At 70.8% G+C, this 17,071-nt stretch carries 19 protein-coding genes; 8 read left to right on the top strand and 11 right to left on the bottom strand.

What is annotated here, in order from left to right:
* Positions 1-109: 109 nt before the first annotated feature.
* Positions 110-1,441, bottom strand: a complete 1,332-nt coding sequence (locus tag C463_RS05760; RefSeq protein WP_008441919.1) for a dihydroorotase — start codon at positions 1,439-1,441, stop codon at positions 110-112.
* Positions 1,442-1,577: 136 nt separating this feature from the next.
* On the opposite strand from C463_RS05760, the gene C463_RS05765 reads away from it, so the two are divergent.
* The 3 genes from C463_RS05765 (at position 1,578) to serS (ending at position 3,939) form a co-directional block, all read left to right on the top strand.
* On the top strand, positions 1,578-2,147 hold the full coding sequence (locus tag C463_RS05765; RefSeq protein WP_008441920.1) for a hypothetical protein: 570 nt from the start codon (positions 1,578-1,580) through the stop codon (positions 2,145-2,147).
* 90 nt (positions 2,148-2,237) lie between these two features.
* Positions 2,238-2,477, top strand: a complete 240-nt coding sequence (locus C463_RS05770) for a hypothetical protein (RefSeq protein WP_008441922.1) — start codon at positions 2,238-2,240, stop codon at positions 2,475-2,477.
* Between the two features lie 91 nt (positions 2,478-2,568).
* Positions 2,569-3,939, top strand: a complete 1,371-nt coding sequence (gene serS, locus C463_RS05775) for a serine--tRNA ligase (RefSeq protein ID WP_008441924.1) — start codon at positions 2,569-2,571, stop codon at positions 3,937-3,939.
* A 26-nt stretch (positions 3,940-3,965) separates the two neighbouring features.
* Here the strand turns inward: serS and C463_RS05780 are convergent, their stop codons facing one another.
* Positions 3,966-4,568: a hypothetical protein gene (locus C463_RS05780; protein WP_008441926.1), complete on the bottom strand. Its 603-nt coding sequence runs from the start codon at positions 4,566-4,568 to the stop codon at positions 3,966-3,968.
* 130 nt (positions 4,569-4,698) lie between these two features.
* Here C463_RS05780 and C463_RS05785 point away from each other — a divergent pair, with 130 nt between their 5' ends.
* Positions 4,699-5,190 carry a hypothetical protein gene (locus C463_RS05785; RefSeq protein ID WP_049905604.1) on the top strand — a complete coding sequence of 164 codons (492 nt, stop codon included), beginning with the start codon at positions 4,699-4,701 and terminating at the stop codon, positions 5,188-5,190.
* Between the two features lies 1 nt (position 5,191).
* On the opposite strand, the gene endA is transcribed toward C463_RS05785, so the two are convergent.
* Positions 5,192-6,376 (bottom strand): tRNA-intron lyase, encoded by a 1,185-nt coding sequence (endA, locus tag C463_RS05790; protein WP_008441928.1) that lies wholly within the window; start codon positions 6,374-6,376, stop codon positions 5,192-5,194.
* 494 nt (positions 6,377-6,870) lie between these two features.
* Here endA and C463_RS05795 point away from each other — a divergent pair, with 494 nt between their 5' ends.
* Positions 6,871-9,108, top strand: coding sequence for an AAA family ATPase (locus tag C463_RS05795; protein ID WP_008441929.1), 2,238 nt, complete (start codon positions 6,871-6,873; stop codon positions 9,106-9,108).
* Here the strand turns inward: C463_RS05795 and C463_RS05800 are convergent.
* From C463_RS05800 to lwrS, 4 genes are all read right to left on the bottom strand, one after another.
* Positions 9,105-9,602 carry a CopG family ribbon-helix-helix protein gene (locus tag C463_RS05800; protein ID WP_049905589.1) on the bottom strand — a complete coding sequence of 166 codons (498 nt, stop codon included), beginning with the start codon at positions 9,600-9,602 and terminating at the stop codon, positions 9,105-9,107. The genes C463_RS05795 and C463_RS05800 overlap by 4 nt on opposite strands.
* Before the next feature lie 24 nt (positions 9,603-9,626).
* The gene (locus C463_RS05805) at positions 9,627-10,013 is read right to left on the bottom strand and encodes a PadR family transcriptional regulator (RefSeq protein ID WP_008441931.1); all 387 of its coding nucleotides are present in this window, start codon (positions 10,011-10,013) and stop codon (positions 9,627-9,629) included.
* A 34-nt stretch (positions 10,014-10,047) separates the two neighbouring features.
* On the bottom strand, positions 10,048-10,701 hold the full coding sequence (locus tag C463_RS05810; protein ID WP_008441932.1) for an HAD family hydrolase: 654 nt from the start codon (positions 10,699-10,701) through the stop codon (positions 10,048-10,050).
* A 102-nt stretch (positions 10,702-10,803) separates the two neighbouring features.
* Entirely contained in the window at positions 10,804-11,187 is a 384-nt protein-coding gene (gene lwrS, locus C463_RS05815; protein WP_008441933.1) for an LWR-salt protein, read from the bottom strand.
* 61 nt (positions 11,188-11,248) lie between these two features.
* Here lwrS and uppS point away from each other — a divergent pair, with 61 nt between their 5' ends.
* The gene (uppS, locus tag C463_RS05820; RefSeq protein WP_008441934.1) at positions 11,249-12,244 is read left to right on the top strand and encodes a polyprenyl diphosphate synthase; all 996 of its coding nucleotides are present in this window, start codon (positions 11,249-11,251) and stop codon (positions 12,242-12,244) included.
* Here the strand turns inward: uppS and C463_RS05825 are convergent.
* From C463_RS05825 to C463_RS05835, 3 genes are all read right to left on the bottom strand, one after another.
* Entirely contained in the window at positions 12,241-13,341 is a 1,101-nt protein-coding gene (locus C463_RS05825) for a DUF2891 domain-containing protein (RefSeq protein WP_008441936.1), read from the bottom strand. The genes uppS and C463_RS05825 overlap by 4 nt on opposite strands.
* A gap of 117 nt (positions 13,342-13,458) precedes the next feature.
* On the bottom strand, positions 13,459-13,917 hold the full coding sequence (locus C463_RS05830) for an NOB1 family endonuclease (protein WP_008441938.1): 459 nt from the start codon (positions 13,915-13,917) through the stop codon (positions 13,459-13,461).
* The gene (locus C463_RS05835) at positions 13,917-14,162 is read right to left on the bottom strand and encodes a PRC-barrel domain-containing protein (RefSeq protein ID WP_008441939.1); all 246 of its coding nucleotides are present in this window, start codon (positions 14,160-14,162) and stop codon (positions 13,917-13,919) included. Before C463_RS05835 ends, C463_RS05830 begins: the two co-directional genes overlap by 1 nt.
* Positions 14,163-14,356: 194 nt before the next feature.
* On the opposite strand from C463_RS05835, the gene infB reads away from it, so the two are divergent.
* Both infB and C463_RS05845 read left to right on the top strand, forming a co-directional pair.
* Positions 14,357-16,150 carry a translation initiation factor IF-2 gene (infB, locus tag C463_RS05840; protein WP_008441940.1) on the top strand — a complete coding sequence of 598 codons (1,794 nt, stop codon included), beginning with the start codon at positions 14,357-14,359 and terminating at the stop codon, positions 16,148-16,150.
* Between the two features lie 49 nt (positions 16,151-16,199).
* Positions 16,200-16,388, top strand: coding sequence for a hypothetical protein (locus tag C463_RS05845; RefSeq protein WP_008441941.1), 189 nt, complete (start codon positions 16,200-16,202; stop codon positions 16,386-16,388).
* A gap of 16 nt (positions 16,389-16,404) precedes the next feature.
* Here the strand turns inward: C463_RS05845 and C463_RS05850 are convergent, their stop codons facing one another.
* Entirely contained in the window at positions 16,405-16,980 is a 576-nt protein-coding gene (locus tag C463_RS05850; RefSeq protein ID WP_008441942.1) for a hypothetical protein, read from the bottom strand.
* Between the last annotated feature and the right edge of the window lie 91 nt (positions 16,981-17,071).

Genomic DNA, 17,071 nt, shown 5'->3' on the forward strand with positions numbered 1-17,071 from the left:
TCGATATACCCCGGATAGGGAGAGCAACGGCATATGCGTTCCGCCGGCGGTGATACGGTCGTTGCGGCCGATTTCGCCGTCAGGCGTCGACTTCGCGGGGCGGTCGGAACTACGATTCCCTGACGTTCCGCCCGACCGGTTCGCCGAACGACGCCGCCCCGGTCGCCGGGTCGCGCTCGTAGACGACCTCGCCGCGGACGAGCGTCATTTCGGGGAAGACGCCTCGGAGCCCCTCGAACGGGGTCCACGCGGGGGCGCTGTGGAGCGCGGCGGCCTCTATCTCCCGCGGGTCGGCGGTGTCGACGAGGACGAGGTCGGCGTCGCGCCCCTCCGCGACCCCCCCCTTCCGGTCGAGACCGAATATCTCGGCGGGGTTCGCGGCGACGACGTCGCGGACGCGTTCGAGCGAGAGCTCCCCCTTCCGTGCGGATTCGAGGAGCAGCGGGTACAGCGTCTCGACGCCGGGGACGCCGCTCGGCGCGTCGACGAGCCCCGCCCGCTTCTCGCCGACCGTGTGCGGCGCGTGGTCGGTGGCGACGACGTCGACGGCGCCCTTCGCGAGGCGGGCGAACAGCGCCTCGCGGCGCTCCTCGGAGCGGAGCGGCGGGTTCATCCGCCCGAACGTGCCGAGCGAGCGCGCCCGCTCGCGGGAGAGGTAGAGGTGGTGCGGCGTCACCTCGCAGGTCGCCGCCGTGCCGCCCTCGGCGGCGTCCGCCACGGCGTCGACCGCCTCCGGCGTCGAGGTGTGCGCGACGTGGACTCGCGCGTCGCGGTCCGCGGCCGCGGCGAGCGCGCGCTCGACCGCGGCGACCTCCGCGTCCGCCGTCCGGTAGGCCGACCACGCGTCGACGGTCGCGGCCGTGCCGACGCCCCCGAGGTCGCCGTCGAGCGCCGACTCGTCGAACAGGGTCGCGTCCTCGGCGTGGACGGTGACCGGCACGTCGCGGGCGCTCGCCTCGTCGAGCGCGTCGGCGAACAGGTCGGCGTCGATTCCCATGTCGCCCGTCGAGTCGGCGAGGAACACCTCGCCGAGCGCGAACAGCGGGCGCTCGAAGAGGCTCTCCGGGTCCCAGTCGGGCGTCACGCCGCCGTTGATCCCGTAATCGACGAGCGAGTCGGCCGCGAGCGCGGCCTTCGACGAGAAGGCCGCGCCGTCGACGGTGGGCGGCGAGGTGTTCGGCTGGTCGACGACGGTCGTGACGCCGCCCGCAGCCGCGCTCTCCGATCCAGAGGTCCACGTCTCCTTGTGGCTCCCGCCCGGCTCGCGGAAGTGGACGTGGACGTCGACCGCGCCCGGGAGGAGGTGCCTCCCGCGCGCTTCGAGGACGCGCTCGCCGGCGTCGGCGCCGAGCCCCTCGCTGACCGCGGCGATCCGTCCGTCGTCGCCGATCCGTACGTCCCGAACCCGGCCGTCGGCCAGCGTCGCGCCCGTGATGAGCATATTGTCGGCCGGTCGCGGCGAGCGGGATAAACGCTGGTGGTTCCGGCCGCGGAGTCGGGGCGGCGTCGCCGGAGTCGCCGGCGGCCCCCTCCGAGCACCACAAGAGGTTTGTCGCCCGGAGCGGCTCGTCTCGCCTATGGTCCCGCTCCTTCCCGCTCCATCGGTCTCGCTCTCCTCCGGTTCGTCAGCCTCGCTCTCCACCGCTTCGCCAGTCCCGCTCTCCACCGCTCCCGCGGTCGTCGACTCGCTCGTCGGACTGCTGTGGACGGTCGGGCTGCTGATCTTCCCCGGGCTCGTCGCCGCAGGGCTGTGCGCGCCGTTCCTCGCGTCGACGCGGCTCCGAGCGCTGTTCAGCGCGCTCCCGCCCGCGGGCCGGGTCCTGCCCTCGTACCTCGCGGTCGCGGTCGGGCTCTCGGTCCCGTACCTCGTCGGGGTCGTTCTCACCGTCGCGCGCGCCGCCGAGGCGGGCCCCGCTTGGAGCTCCGGATTCCTGCTCACGGCGCTGCTCGGCGGCGTCCTCGTCGGCCTCGTCGGGCCCGCCGTCGCCGCGCTCGGTCTCCCGAGGGTCGGCGTCGACTGGGACCCGACCGGATACGGCGTCGGGACGTGGCTCCTCCTCGGCGGCGCCGGCCTCTGGTACGCGTTCGTCGCCGCGGTCCCGCTCGTCGCGCTCGCGGTCGGCATGGCGCTGCCGGGCGGGTACTGACGCTGAGGCCGCCATCGGGAGCGGCGTCCGTCCCCGCCTCACACTCGATTCCGTAACGCTCTGTTGACTCGCGTCGCGACTCCACCGCGCATGCTCCCCGCACCATTCCGGCTGTTCTTCGTCGCCGTCCCCCTCCTCGTTAGCGCCGGCGCGCTGGCGATGGCGGCGTTCCCGCGAAAGATGACGAGTTGGCAGACCCGCTCGCCCGACGGCTCGACGCAGACGATCGAGCCGAGCGACACGCGGATCCTCATGATGCGCGTGATGGGCGTGGTCGTCGCCGCGCTTGCGCTGCTCATGGTGTTCGCGAACTTCGCGTTCATTCCCTGAGGCCGGCGGTTCCGCGTCCCGGCCCGCATCCTTGTCACGCGGTGACGACGCTCCGATACGGTTTTGGGTCGCCCCGCGGAACTCCCGACAAATGCTGTCTCGACAGTTCGTCCGGGAGAACCCCGAGGTCGTCCGCGAGGCGCTCGAAAACAAGGGCGTCGACGTCGACCTCGACCGGATACTCGACGTCGACGAGGAGTGGCGAGAGCTGAAACAGCGCGGCGACGACCTGCGCCACGAGCGCAACGAGGTCTCCTCGAAGATCGGCGAGCTGAAAGGAGCCGGCGAGGAGGCGGCGGCCCAGGAGGCGATCGAACGCTCTCAGGACCTCAAGGCCGAACTCCAAGCGATCGAGAAACGAGCCGACGAGTTGGAAGCCGAACTGGAGGAGTCGCTGCTCGAACTCCCGCAGATCCCGCAGGAGTCGGTCCCGATCGGCGAAGACGAGTCGGAGAACGTCGAGCGCCGCCGCGAGGGGTTCGACGACCTGCGCGACGTCCCCGCCGACGTGGAGCCGCACTACGACCTCGGCGAGGATCTGGAGATCCTCGACTTCGAGCGCGGCGCGAAGGTCGCCGGCGGTGGGTTCTACGTCGCGAAGGGCGACGGCGCCCGCCTCGAACACGCGCTGATCCAGTTCATGCTCGACGTCCACCGCGAGCAGGGGTACGAGGACGTGTTCCCGCCGATACCCGTCAACTCCGCGTCGATGCGGGGCACCGGCCAGCTGCCGAAGTTCACCGAGGACGCCTACCGCGTGGAGGGAACCAACGAGGAGGAGTACGACGACGACGACCTCTGGCTGCTCCCGACCGCGGAAGTTCCCGTCACGAACCTCCACCGCGACGAGATCCTCCTCGGCGAGGACCTCCCGCTCAAGTATCAGGCGTACACGCCCAACTTCCGGCAGGAGGCCGGCGAACACGGCACCGAGACGCGCGGCATCGTCCGCGTCCACCAGTTCAACAAGGTGGAGATGGTGAACTTCGTCCGGCCCGAGGAGAGCGACGAGCGCTTCGAGGGGCTCGTCGACGAGGCCGAGGAGGTGCTGCGCCGCCTCGACCTCCCGTACCGCATCTTGGAGATGTGTACGGGCGACCTCGGGTTCACGCAGGCGAAGAAGTACGACGTCGAGGTGTGGGCGCCCGCCGACGACATGGAGGAGGGTCCCGAGCAGGGCGGCCGCTGGCTCGAGGTCTCCTCGGTCTCGAACTTCGAGGACTTCCAGGCGCGCCGCGCCGGCATTCAGTACCGCGAGGAACACCACGAGTCCGCGGAGTATCTCCACACGCTGAACGGCTCGGGGCTCGCGGTCCCGCGGATCGTCGTCGCAATTCTGGAGTACTACCAGAACGACGACGGCACCGTCACCGTCCCCGAGGCGCTGCGCCCGTACATGGGCGGCACGGAGGTCATCGAGGGCCACGACGCCGTCGGCGAGTCGAAACTGGGCGGGGAGTAGCCGGCGCCGTCCCTCCGTCGCGGCCGCTACTTGTTCTCCAAGGCGTCGAGGATACAGGCGGCCGCGATCACCGCCTCCTTCGGCACGTCGCTCGCGTCGTCGATGGTGACCGTGTACTCGTCGCGCATCGAGAACTCCCCCTCGATGTCGCCGACGTGGCCGCCGTCGGCGTCGAATATCTCGTACTTGTTCGGGATCAGGTTCGCGGCGCCGACGAGGTGGCGGAGCGTCGAGAGGAGCTTGTTTTTCGACCGAATCGTCGCCACCGCCTCCCCCGTCTCGGGGTCGCGGACCGTCCAGTTCTCGACGAACAGCGAGTAGTCCTCGTCCAAGACGACGACCTCCTCGCCGGTGCCCGCGTCGGTGATCGCGTAGTTGCCCGCGACATCCATGATGCCGCCCGCCTTCACCGAGAAGGCGTCCTCGTCGTCGCCGGTGACGAACGGGAACTCCTCTTTCAGCTTGAACAGCTTCTGTTTCCCGCGGAGGACGACGTTCCCGGCGCTGTCGCGGACGGTGTACTTGTCTCGAACCATCGACTGTTTCACCTCGTAGCGGTCGTCGCTGAGGTCGACCGTGGAGATGTCGTACGCGCCCGATTCGGACGAGAAGGTGGAGGGATCGTCCATGGGTGGGGAAGGGCGTCACCGCCGGAAAAAACCTCCTGTTCTCCGACGATGTTCGCGCTCGGGAGCCGTGATTCAAGGGATCGTTGTAGCCTTCGGAGTCCTCTTCGAACGGCGCGCCGTCGTGTCGGTGATGTCTCGGCTCGCACTCGTCGCGGTCGGTTGCCTCGTCGTCGTCGCCGGGTGTCTGTCGGGCGGCTCACCCGCCTGTCCCGCGATAGGACCGGACGGTGAGCGAATCGACGATCCGGTGTGTCCCGACCAACAGGCGGGCGGTCTCTCGCTCTCCCTCGATCAGGACGACGGGACCGTCCGCGTCGTCGCCACGAACGTGGGCGACGAACCGGTCCCGGTCAATCCGGACCGGTGGGTCGTCTTCCGCAACGCCGCCGACTCGGGGGCGCCCGAGTGGCGAGCGGCGGCGAACGCGCCGGCGGGAACGTACAACCTGTCCGTGATCGAGCTGGCTCCCGACGAGACGGAGACGTGGGAGATCCGCTACGACCCGACCGCGCCGGACGCGTCGGACCGCCGCGACGCGGTGGTCCACCGATCGGGCGAGTACGTCTTCTCGCTCGGGGCGAACGACCGGACCTACGTCGCTCCCTTCGCGATCGAGGAGTGAGTTACGGCGTCAGCCGGTCGACCGAGAGCCACTCCACGTCGGCGTCGACGGGCGCGTCGGCGCCGTCAACGGGCACCCCGGCGTCGCTCGGCGCGTCGTTGCCGGGGTGCCCCTCCCCGACCGCCGTCAGCGCGAACACCATCTCCTTGCGGACCCCGCCCGCGAGGCGCACGTCGAGCGAGAGTTCGCGGGGCGAGAACTCGTGATCCGGTCCCACCACGCGGACGAGGTGTTCGGAGTGCGGGAGATCCTCGACCGTCTCGACGTCGAGGTACGTCCGGAAGTCGGCGCCGAACTTGAAGCCGGTCTTCGGCACCGCGTCGGCCGCGCGGAGGTGCTTGTACACCGCGAGCCGTCGGTCGAAGCGCTCTCCCTCCACGTCGCGGCCGCGGGCGACGACGCGGGCCGCGGCGTCACCGGTCTTCCCGTCCACGTCTCCGACCCCCACCGAAGCCGACAGCGACAGTCTCCCGTCCGCGGCCAGCGAGGCGGCCTCGACGAGCGAGAGCTGGAGGGCGCCCTCGACGTCGGCTGCCCGTCCGGTGAGCGGGCGCCCGTAGAAGCCGCGCTCGTACAAGTCCGCGGGAGCGTCCCAGACGACGACGCGGTCGGCGAGGAGGACGCCCGTCAGGTCGGCGGGGGGCTCGTAGTCGGTCGCGCCGTCGATGCGGCCTCCCTCGGCCGCGAAGTACGTGATGTCGGACTCCTCGTCGACGACCGCGAGGGTGCGCCCGGAGAGTTCCGCGGCCGCGACCGACTCGCGCTCGCCGACGACTTGGATCGGATACTTCACGTTGCCCGTGTCGGGCGTCTCGCCGCGCTCGTAGGCGACGAAGTCGACCGCGTCGCTCGGCGCGTCGCTCCCGCCCGGCCACGGCTCGCGGGCGGGCGAGAGGTAGAAGCCGCGGTCGCGGAGGTCCGAGTAGACGAGGAAGCGCACCGCGAAGCGGTCGGCCGCGGCCGCGCTCGCGACGAAGAAGCGCTCGAAGCCGACGGGGTCTGAGCCGGATTCGAGTTCGATCCCGGAGAGGTCGCCGCGGAACAGCAGGTGCGCGGCCTCGACCCGCGAGAGCGCGATCTCGTTGCCGTCGAGCGGCCGCCCGTACCCCCGGGCGTCGTAGAAGCGCTGGCGGGCGTCCCCGCCGACGCGGACCGCGTCGCCCCGCAGGTGTCCGGTCGGTTGCATACCAGTCACCGCGGCCGGCCGAGGGAAGGGGGTTGCGGTCGGTACTCGCGGGACTGTGGTGGACCGGATCGAGCAGTTGGACGTTTATCACCGATCGACGGCCCTGCGGTGACCGCCTCCGAAGCCCCAGTCACGAGGGCTCGGTGCGCTCGCTGCGGTCCTCAGTCGCTCGCTTCGCTCGCTCCTTGCGGTCCTTGCGTCGCGCGCCTTCGCCCTCGTGACTGCCCCTTTGAGTCCCCGCCCCGCTCCGCGACCGCGCCTCATGCCTCCCCAGCCTCGCGGCTCACACTTCGCGGCTACGCCGCTCGCGTTCGCCGCGTCCCTCGCGCGTGCGACTCGCGCCCTTCGGGCGCTCGCCGGCACGCGCCACCGCAGTTGGCGTATATAAGCAATCACCGCTCCACTCGCGGTCGTTCCGAATCGATATCCACTACCGGAGCCGGATCACGACGGCGCCGGACAAGGATAAAGAGCCGCCGGCGAGAACGACGGGTATGAACGACACCGCAGGGCTCCGGCTCACGGTGCGTGCCGCCGAGAAGCGGGACGCGGGCCGGGGCATTGCCAGGCTCCCCGAGTCGGCCCGCAAGCGACTCGCCCTCCTCAGCGGCGACACGGTCGAGGTGCGCGGCGAGCGCACCGCCGTGGCGAAGGTGTGGCCGGGCGGTCCCGACGCCCCGGACGGCTCCGTCCTCATCGACGCCGACACCCGCGCGAACGCCGGCGTGAAGGTCGGCGACACCGTCACGATCGCCGCCGTCGACGTCTCCGACGCCGACCGCGTCACGCTGGCCGCGCCCGGGCGCCTCGCCGAGGTGGACGTGAGCCGCGAGGTCGTCGAGCGCGCGCTCTCCCGCGAACTCCGCGACCGCCCCGTCAGCGAAGGGGAGGCCGTCCACGTCGAACGGCTGGGCGGGCTCCGCTTCGTCGTCGCTCGGACGGCGCCGTCGGGGACCGTCCGGATCACGGCGTCGACCGACGTGTCCGTCGAGTACGAGGGCGACGTCGGGGCCGCGAGCGACCGCGCCGACGCGTCGGCGACCGCGGACGCCGACCGGCCCGCGACCGACCCCGACTCGGGAACCGACCTGCCGGGCGACGACGCCCGTCCGAAGGGCGACTCCCCGCCCGCCGAACACACCGCGGGCGCGACCTACGAGGACATCGGCGGGCTCGACGAGGAGTTGGAGCTGGTCCGGGAGACGATCGAGCTCCCGCTCTCCGAGCCGGAGGTGTTCACCCGGCTCGGCATCGACCCGCCGAAGGGGGTCCTCCTCCACGGCCCGCCGGGGACCGGGAAGACGCTCATCGCCCGCGCCGTCGCCAACGAGGTCGACGCGACGTTCATCACCGTCGACGGCCCGGAGATCATGTCGAAGTACAAGGGGGAGTCGGAGGAGCGCCTCCGGGAGGTGTTCGAGCGCGCGAGCGAGGACGCACCGGCGATCGTCTTCTTCGACGAGATCGACTCGATCGCGGGCAAGCGCGACGACGGCGGCGACGTGGAGAACCGCGTCGTCGGCCAGCTGCTCTCGCTGATGGACGGCCTCGACGCCCGCGGCGACGTGATCGTCATCGGGGCGACGAACCGCGTCGACACCATCGACCCCGCCCTCCGACGCGGCGGCCGCTTCGACCGCGAGATCGAGATCGGCGTCCCCGGCGAGGCGGGGCGCCGGCAGATCCTCGACGTGCACACGCGCCGGATGCCGCTCGCGGACGACGTGGACCTCGACCGGATCGCGAGCCGGACGCACGGGTTCGTCGGCGCCGACATCGAGGGGCTCGCGCAGGAGGCGGCGATGACCGCCCTCCGGCGCGCCCGCGAGTCGGATTCGAGGGCGCTGAAGGACGTGACCGTGGCCAAGGCGGACTTCGAGGCCGCCCACGCTAACGTCGAGCCGAGCGCGATGCGCGAGTACGTCGCCGAGCAGCCGACGACCGACTTCGCCGACGTCGGCGGCCTCGACGACGCGAAGGAGGAGCTCGAACGCGCCGTGACGTGGCCGCTGTCGTACGGCCCCCTCTTCGACGCGGCGGGCGCCGACCCGCCGACCGGGGTCCTGCTGTACGGGCCGCCCGGGACCGGGAAGACGCTGCTCGCGCGCGCCATCGCCGGCGAGAGCGGCGTCAACTACATTCAGGTCGCGGGGCCGGAGCTGCTCGACCGGTACGTCGGCGAGTCGGAGAAGGCGGTCCGCGAGCTGTTCGACCGCGCCCGGCAGGCGGCGCCCGCGATCATCTTCTTCGACGAGATCGACGCGGTCGCGACCGACCGCGACGCGGCCGGCGGCGACGGCTCCGGCGTGAGCGAGCGCGTCGTCTCCCAGCTGCTGACCGAACTCGACCGCGCCAGCGACAACCCGAATCTCGTCGTCCTCGCGGCGACCAACCGGCGCGACGCGCTCGACCCGGCGCTGCTCCGTCCCGGCCGCTTGGAGACGCACGTCGAGGTGCCGGAGCCCGACCGCGAAGCGCGTCGGAAGATCTTGGAGGTCCACACGCGCGAGAAACCCCTGACCGACGGCGTCGACCTGAATCGGATCGCCGACGAGACGGAGGGGTACTCCGGCGCGGAGATCGCCTCGCTGACGCGGGCGGCCGCGATGCGCGCCATCGAGCGCGTCGCCGACGAACACGGCGAGGCCGCCAACGACCACGCCGACGACGTCGGCGTCACCGGCGATGACTTCGACGCGGCGCTCGAATCCGTCCGGCCTGAGACCGCTTAGTCGTCCTCGTTCGCTTCTACCGGCGCGCCATCGTCCGCCTCGTCGTCGGACTCGCCGCCCCCGTGGCCGTCGCCGAGCGCGCCGGCGCCGAACTCGTCGACCGGCGTGACGCTGTAATCGACCGTGAGCGTGTCTTTCGTCGCCCGGACCTTCCCCACGAACGTCGATATCTCTTCGAGGCCGCCCTCCAACACGAACAGTTCCATACAGTACTGTGAGCCGACGTGGCTGTGGAAGTTCGAGGCGACGATCCCCTCCTGCTCGTGTCGCAGCCGCATCATCCGCTCCTCGACGCTCGTCGTCTCGTAGTTGAAGAGGACGGTCACCACGGCCATCAGCGCGCGGTCCTCCAGTTTGGCGTCCTCGAACTCGCCGAGGAGGTTCCGGGAAGCCTCCCGGACGACCTCGCTGCGGCCGGTGTACCCGCGTTCGTCCGCGAACTGGTCGATCCGATCAAGTAGCTCCTCCGGCATTGACACGCTGACGACGGTTATATGTTAACTCAGTCCGAGAAGTTGTTAATCTTTGAGATCCGTGCGGTCGCGTTCCGCTTTGTGCGCTGACTCGTCGCCGCTCTGGACCACGTCAATCCTCTCGCGCCCGTCACCGCCCTCGTCGCCTTCGTCACCGCTCTCGATCCGCTCGCCGAGCCACGCGTAGTGGTCGAGCAGCGCCGTTTCGCCCGCCTCGGTGAGCGCGTACACGTCGGCGATGCCCTCGGTCCGGCGGTCGAGGTAGCCGGACTCGACGAGCGCGGAGAGGGTGCCGTAGAAGGAGCCGGGGTCGATCCGCTCGTCGTAGTGTGATTCGAGTCGGCTCTTCGCCGACTGCGCGCGCAGCTCGCCGTGCTCGTACAGCAGCGCGCAGAGGTCGCGGCGCCGACCGCTGTGGAACCACTTCGTCATGGATAGCGAGTCGCCGCGAGAGGGGATAAATCGCTCACGACGCGTCGACCAGCTCGTCGAGGCGAGTCACGCGCCGGTCGCCGAGGACGCACCGCCCGCGCTCGTCGTGGCCGACGCGCTCGACGTGGACCGCGTCGAGGCCGGCGTTCCACGCGGCCGCCACGTCGCTCTCGCCGTCGCCGACGTAGTAGCCGCGGCCGCGGTCCGGGTCGACGCCGAGTTCGCCCATCGCGGCCTCGATCGGGTCCGGTTCCGGCTTCCACCCCGTCTCGTCGGTGCAGCAGACGACCGCGTCGAACCGATCTCCGATGTCGACGTGGTCGAGGACCGGCTCCGCGAGGAACTCCTGACAGTGGGTGACGAGTCCGGTCGGCCCGCCGACCTCGCTCACGTGGTCGAGCAGGCGCGCGGCGTCCTCGTGGAGGTACGTCGCCTCCGCGCGAGCCACGGGGTCCTCGACCGCGTGGAACGTCGGCCAGAACGCGTCGGGATCGACGCCGATCCCGCGCAGCGTCTCGGCTCGCGAGCCGCCGAGCCCGTGCCAGAGGACCCGTGCCTCCCGGTCCGAAAACTCGCGACCCAGTCTGTCGCCGACGCGGTCGAACACCGTCCGGGTGTACTCCCACTCGGCGTCGACGAGCGTCCCGTCGAGGTCGAACAGGTGGAAATCGTAGTCGGCGACGGCCATGGATCCACCTCTACGCCGGTGGCCGACAAGTGCGTTGTGGGTCCGCGGGACCGCGACCCACACCGGCGGGAGCCGCCCGCTCGCCCGACGCCGCGCCCTCGTTCAGTCACGCACGTGGACCGACGAGCCGAGGTACTTGCGGAGGACCTCGTCGACCGAGTCGGCGTTGAACGGACCGAGGTCCGCGGCGATCGCGTCCGTCAGCGCGCCGCGGTAGGCCTCGTCGGTGCGGAGCTCCCGGAAGTCGACGGCGGCGACTTCGACGCCCGGGGCGTCCGCGATCCCCAACCGCCCCGCAGCCAGTCGACGGAACGACGGCTCGTCGCCGATCTCGCCGCGCCACAGCCGGTCGCGGAAAAAGAGCCAGCCGTCGGTTCCGGGCTCGCTCGCGGGGAGTTCGACCGTCACCTCGAAGCGGTCGGGGTCGACGGCGGCGTCCGGGGGGTCGAACCGGACCGCGACGCGGCAGACGTAAGCGGCCTCCATGGGTCGCCCCTCGACGGATCGATCCATAAAGGTATACCGCTCGGGGGCGTGGTCTCGGCCCATGTGGCAGCGACTCCGCGGTCTCGCCGGACGCGCGTACCGGCGACACCTCCGCCGCGAGATAGACGACGTTCCCGACCACGTCGCGGTCATCCAAGACGGGAACCGGCGGTACGCCCGCAAACGCGGCGACGACGCGCCCGAAGGGCACCGCGCCGGCGCGGACACCACCGAACAGGTCCTCGACTGGTGCGCCGACCTCGGCGTCTCGGAGCTCACCCTCTACGCCTTCTCCACCGAGAACTTCGAGCGCCCGGACGAGGAGCTGGAGCCGCTCTTCGACCTGCTGGAACACAAGCTCCGCGAGTTCGCCGACGCCGACCGGGTTCACGAGCAGGGCGTCCGCGTCCGGGCCATCGGCGACGTGCCCCGACTCCCGCCGCGCGTCCGCGACGCGGTCGACTACGCCGAGCGACGCACCGCCGGGAACGACCGCTTTACGCTCAACGTCGCGCTGGCGTACGGCGGCCGAACCGAACTACTGGACGCCGCGCGAGCCATCGCCCGCGACGTGGACGCGGGCGAGATGGCCCCCGAGGACGTCGACGTCGAGGCGGTCGAGTCCCGGCTGTACGACCGGCCGATCCGCGACGTCGACCTGATCGTCCGCACCGGCGGCGACGAGCGGACCTCGAACTTCCTCCCGTGGCACGCGAACGGCAACGAGGCCGCGGTCTACTTCTGTGCGCCGTACTGGCCGGAGTTCTCCGAGGCCGACTTCCTGCGCGCGATCCGCACCTACGAGTCCCGCGAGGCGTCGTGGCAGCGCGCCCGGGCGGAGCGGGCCGCCGCGCTGGTGCGCGCACTCGCCGAGGTGGAGTTCGAGGAGGCGCGCGCCGCGGCCGCCCGGCTCCGCGAGCGCGTCCCGCGGCTCGACCGCGGCGACCTCTCCGCCGACGCGCTCGGCATCGCGGAAGGCGACGCGGTCGGGTCAGATGACGGCGACTCAACCGGTCGGACGGGTGACAACGCGCCCGAGTCGTCTGGCGCCGACTAAGCCGCGTCCGGGGCGATACCGCCCTCGTTCCGCGTCAGCAGGTACAGCGCGAACGAGGAGAGCCAGTGCGAGCCCGCGTAGTCGTCGGTGAGCACGTCCGCTGCCCCCGCCTCCGCGTGGCGGCGCGCGGCGTCGTCGAGGGGTTCTCGGAGCCGCTCCGCGACCGGGCCATCTCGTCCGTTCAGCGCGTCGGCCAGTCCGGCGAGACACCACGCGCGGGAGACGTTGAGGCCGATCAGGTGTATCGCGGCGCCGTCGCCCTCGTCGGGTTCCACGTCGACGGGCGACAGCAGCGCGTCGTGCGGCGGCGCGGTCAGGTCCGGGAGGAAGCCGTCGAGCCACGCCGCGAACGGGTCGGGGTCGAGGACACGGCGCACGAGGTCGGCCTCGGTGAGGGCCGGTGAGACGAAGTCCCAGCCGACCGGCTCCGCGCCGACGACCGCCGCGGTGTCGTCCGCGTAGAGTCGGCGCGCGGTCGCCTCCGTCTCCCGTTCGAGGTCGGGGTCGCCGACGACCCGCGCGTAGTCGAGGACGCCGGCGAGCGCGAGCGCGGTGTTGCCGTGCGTGCCGACGCGGTGCGGGCGGTCGATTTCGAGGAACGACTCCCGCGTGCCGCTGCGGACCCGCTCTTCGAGCGGGCGGAGCGCCTCGCGCCACGCGTCGGCGCGCGGGTCGTTCCAGAGGTGTAGTTCGGCGACGAGCCGGAGCAGCCACGACCACCCGTACGGCTCCTCGAACCCGGGGTTCTCGTCGAGGTACGCGACCTCGCGAGCGACGTTCTCGGGCGTCAGCCGCTCGTCGATGCCGGCCGCGATTTCGTCCTCGTTCGGGTGGTCCGGTACGAGCCGCAGCGCGCGCACGAGCGCCCAGTGGCTGTGGACCGCCGAATGCCAGTCGAAGCAGCCGTAGAAGACGGGGTGGTCCTCGGCGGGGCGCGGCGGGGCTTCGGGGCCCTCGACCGTCCCCTGATAGTGCGGGTACTCGGTCTCGACACCGTCGAGCGGGTGGGCGGCGAGCGCCGTCGCGACGGCGTCGTCGAGCGCGTCCGCCCGGCCGGCCCGGAGCGCGTCCGGCGACAGCTCCTCGAATGCGTTCATGTCGGACGGTCTGTGGGGCGCCTGTTCAATCGGTCGGTGGCGTGCGAATCACCCCCGCGTGGGCACGCCTTCCGCAGAAAGGTGGAAAGCGATCAGGCGAAAGCGGCGAGGAATCGGTCAGGCCGGGTTCTTCCGCGTCAGGTCGCTGCCGCAGATCGGGCACCGCTCTTTGTTCTCGTCGAACGTGCGGTTACAGCCGACGCACTGGAACCGCCACTCCCGCTCCTCCGAGATGCCGTCGCGGGCGATGGCCTCGACCGGGAGGTCGAGCCGCTCGGCGACGTTCTGCATCGCGTAGTCGTCGGTGACGAGCGTTCCGTGAAGCTCCAGCGCGGTCGCGATCAGCCGGATGTCGGTGTCGGACAGCTCCGCGGCGTCGCCAGACCCCTTCGCGGCGCGGCGAACGCGATCCACCGCCTCCGGCGCCGGGACGTGGACGGTCATCCCGGAGCCCTCCATCGCGTCGAAGCGGAGGGCGACCTCCCCGGTCAGCTCCTCGTGGACCGCCGGGATGGAGACCACGTCCTCGTCGGTCGTGTACTCGTGGATGAACGCGGACGAGTCGAGGACTTGCATCAGCGGGCGACGACGATGTAGTCTTTCACCGCCTGGACCTTCGCGACCGGGACGCGGAGCCGCCCCATCTCGTCGACGCCGAAGTCGACGCGTTCGGGGCTGAGCTGCTCGTGCGGGCTGACGAGGAGGTGGTTCAGCTCCCCGGACTGGAGGTTCATCGTGATGTTGTACAGGTCCCCGAGCTCCGTGCCGTCGGAACTCATCACCGCCTTGCCGGACAGGTTCTCCGCGAGGATGTCGACCATACCTCCACGGTCCCGGGCGACGGTCTTAAACGCCACGGGGCGTCGGACGGGCGACGGACGCGGGCGCGCTCGCCGCCGGACGCGCGACGGTCAGGACGCGTCGGCTCCGCCGCCGCGGTTCGTCGCGGCATTTTGAAAGGCTTAACTGACGCCCGGGCGGAACGAACGGTATAACCTTCTCGGGGCGATCACATATGACCGACCACACACACGCGGACACCCTGCGAACCCCCATCGTCGCCGTGCTGGGCCACGTCGACCACGGCAAGACGAGCCTGCTCGACACGATCCGCGGCTCCGCCGTCAGCGAGGGCGAGGCCGGCGCGATCACCCAACACATCGGGGCGACGGACATCCCGCTCGACACCATCTCCGGGATGGCGGGCGAGCTCATCGACCCGACCGACTTCGACCTCCCGGGCCTCCTCTTCATCGACACGCCGGGCCACCACTCCTTCTCGACGCTGCGCGCCCGCGGCGGCGCGCTCGCCGACATCGCGGTCCTCGTCGTCGACGTGAACGACGGCTTCCAGCCGCAGACGGAGGAGGCGATAGATATCCTCCGGCGGACCGGGACCCCGTTCGTCGTCGCGGCCAACAAGGCCGACACGACGCCAGGCTGGAACCCGCAGGACGGCGAGCCGATCCAGAAGAGCATGGAGGCGCAGTCGGAGCGCGCGAAGTCGATGCTCGACGAGAACCTCTACGAGATCATCGGCCAGTTGTCCGACGCCGGCTTCTCCGCCGACCTCTACTGGCGCGTCCAGGACTTCCAGAAGAACATCGGCGTCGTCCCGCTGTCGGCGCTCACCGGCGAGGGCGTCCCCGACCTCCTGACGGTTCTCATGGGCCTCTCCCAGCGGTTCATGAAAGAGGAGATGGCGATCGACGTGACGGGACCGGGCGAGGGGACCGTCCTCGAAGTGAAAGACGAGCGGGGCTTCGGCGCGACGGTCGACACCGTCGTCTACGACGGCGTGATCCGCAACGGCGACACCGTCGTCGTCGGGGGCCAAGACGAGCCGATCGTCACCGAGGTCCGCGCGCTGCTCCGCCCGCGGCCGCTCGCGGAGATCCGCACGGAGAAGGAGTTCGAGAAGGTCGGTGAGATCGGCGCCGCGGCCGGCGTGAAGATCGCCGCGCCCGACCTCGATCGGGCGATGGCCGGCGCGCCGGTCCGCGTCGTCCGCGACCGCACCGTCGAGGAAGTCGTCGAAGAGGTGAAGGCCGAACTCGCCGAGATCGAGGTCGAAACGGCCGACAACGGCGTCGTCGTCAAGGCCGACACCCTCGGCTCGCTGGAGGCGATGGCGAACGCCCTCCGCGAGGCGGAGGTCCCCATCCTCCGCGCCGAGGTCGGCGACATCGCGCCGCGCGACATCGCGGTCGCGGAGACCGCGAACCAGGACGAACACAAGGCGATCCTCGGCTTCAACGTCGACCTCCTCAAGAACGCGGAGTCGGACCTGGAGAACGCGGATGTGAAGCTGTTCAAGAACGAGGTCATCTACCAGCTGGTCGAGGACTACGAGCGCTACGTCGAGGAGAAGCAGCGCGCGCAACAGGAGACGGTGCTGGACAAGGTCGTCCGGCCCGCCCGCTTCCGCATCCTCCCCGACCACACGTTCCGACAGAACGACCCCGCGGTCGTCGGCGTCGAGATAATCTCCGGCACCCTCCAGAACAACCGCAACGTCGGCTACTTCGAGGGCAACGAGTTCGAGCGCGTCGGCGGCCTCTCCGGCATCCAGAAGCAGGGCGACGACGTCGACGAGGCGCGCGCCGGCGAGCGCGTCAGCATCGCCATCGACGGGCCGACCGTCGGGCGCGACATCGAGGAAGGTGACACGCTCTGGACCGAGGTGCCCGAGAAGCACGCGAAGATCCTCGAACAGGAACTGAAAGAGGAGATCACGGCCGACGAGCGCGAGGCGCTTCAGGGCTACTTGGAGACGCGTCGCAAGCGCGACCCCTTCTGGGGGAAGTGACGCGCCGACCGACGACGCCTTTTTGATCTCCCGGACAGGAGCGTCCGGCATGGTCTCCCGCGAGAACACGGTCGTCATCGGGTTCGTCGCCGCCGCGCTTCTGCTCGCGTACGGCGGCCTCCTGTTGACCGACCTCTCGTCGGAACTGCTGATCGGCGTGCTGATATTCGTCGGCACGGTCGCCCCGATGCTCGTGAACAACTACCTCGACCGCGGCGACGACGCGGCGGGGCAGTGAGCGCCGCCGCCGACCCTCACGCGTAGAGCAGAATCAACACCGCGACGAAGACCAACTCGCCCCCGACGAGCAGCCCCGCCACCAGCCACGCCCGGTAGGCCCACAGCCAGTCTCGGGCGTCCGCGAGCCGGTTCTCGCCCGTTGACGCCGACTCGCCGCGAAATTCCGGATCGACCCGCCAGCCCGTCTCTGTGTCGTACGTCGCGGGCACGCGAGTTCCGACGAGTTCGTCGACGTCGAGCGGCGAGACGCCCGCGGCCTCCAAGAATTCGAGGAACGCCTCGGACTCCCGGAGCGAGCCGTCGCGGGGTGCGTCGAACCGCTCGGTGTGCGTGGCGTCGCCGTGCGGCGGGCGCATCTCGACGGCGACGCGGTCGCCGACGGAGCGCACCCGGGTGACGATCAGCGCGTTCTCCTCGTCGTTGAGGTACGCCTCGCGGAGGCGGCGCTTCACCGCCTCGTCGACGCCGGCGTCGTCGAGGCCGTCGGGGAGCGGGTCGGCGTCCGAGGTCGGATCGCCATCGGTGTCATCGGTGCTTTCGCGTTCGGCGGTCGTCGAGACGCTCTCGTCACCGCCGGGTCGGTCCGCCATCGATCCGGCGTTGGCGACGCGCTCTGATAAGCTCACGGCCGCTCTCGAACGCGATACGTGACTGTTGTCGCCGCGAACGACTTTCCGACCG

The sequence above is a fragment of the Halorubrum californiense DSM 19288 genome, assembly GCF_000336875.1.
GTDB classification, from domain to species: domain Archaea; phylum Halobacteriota; class Halobacteria; order Halobacteriales; family Haloferacaceae; genus Halorubrum; species Halorubrum californiense.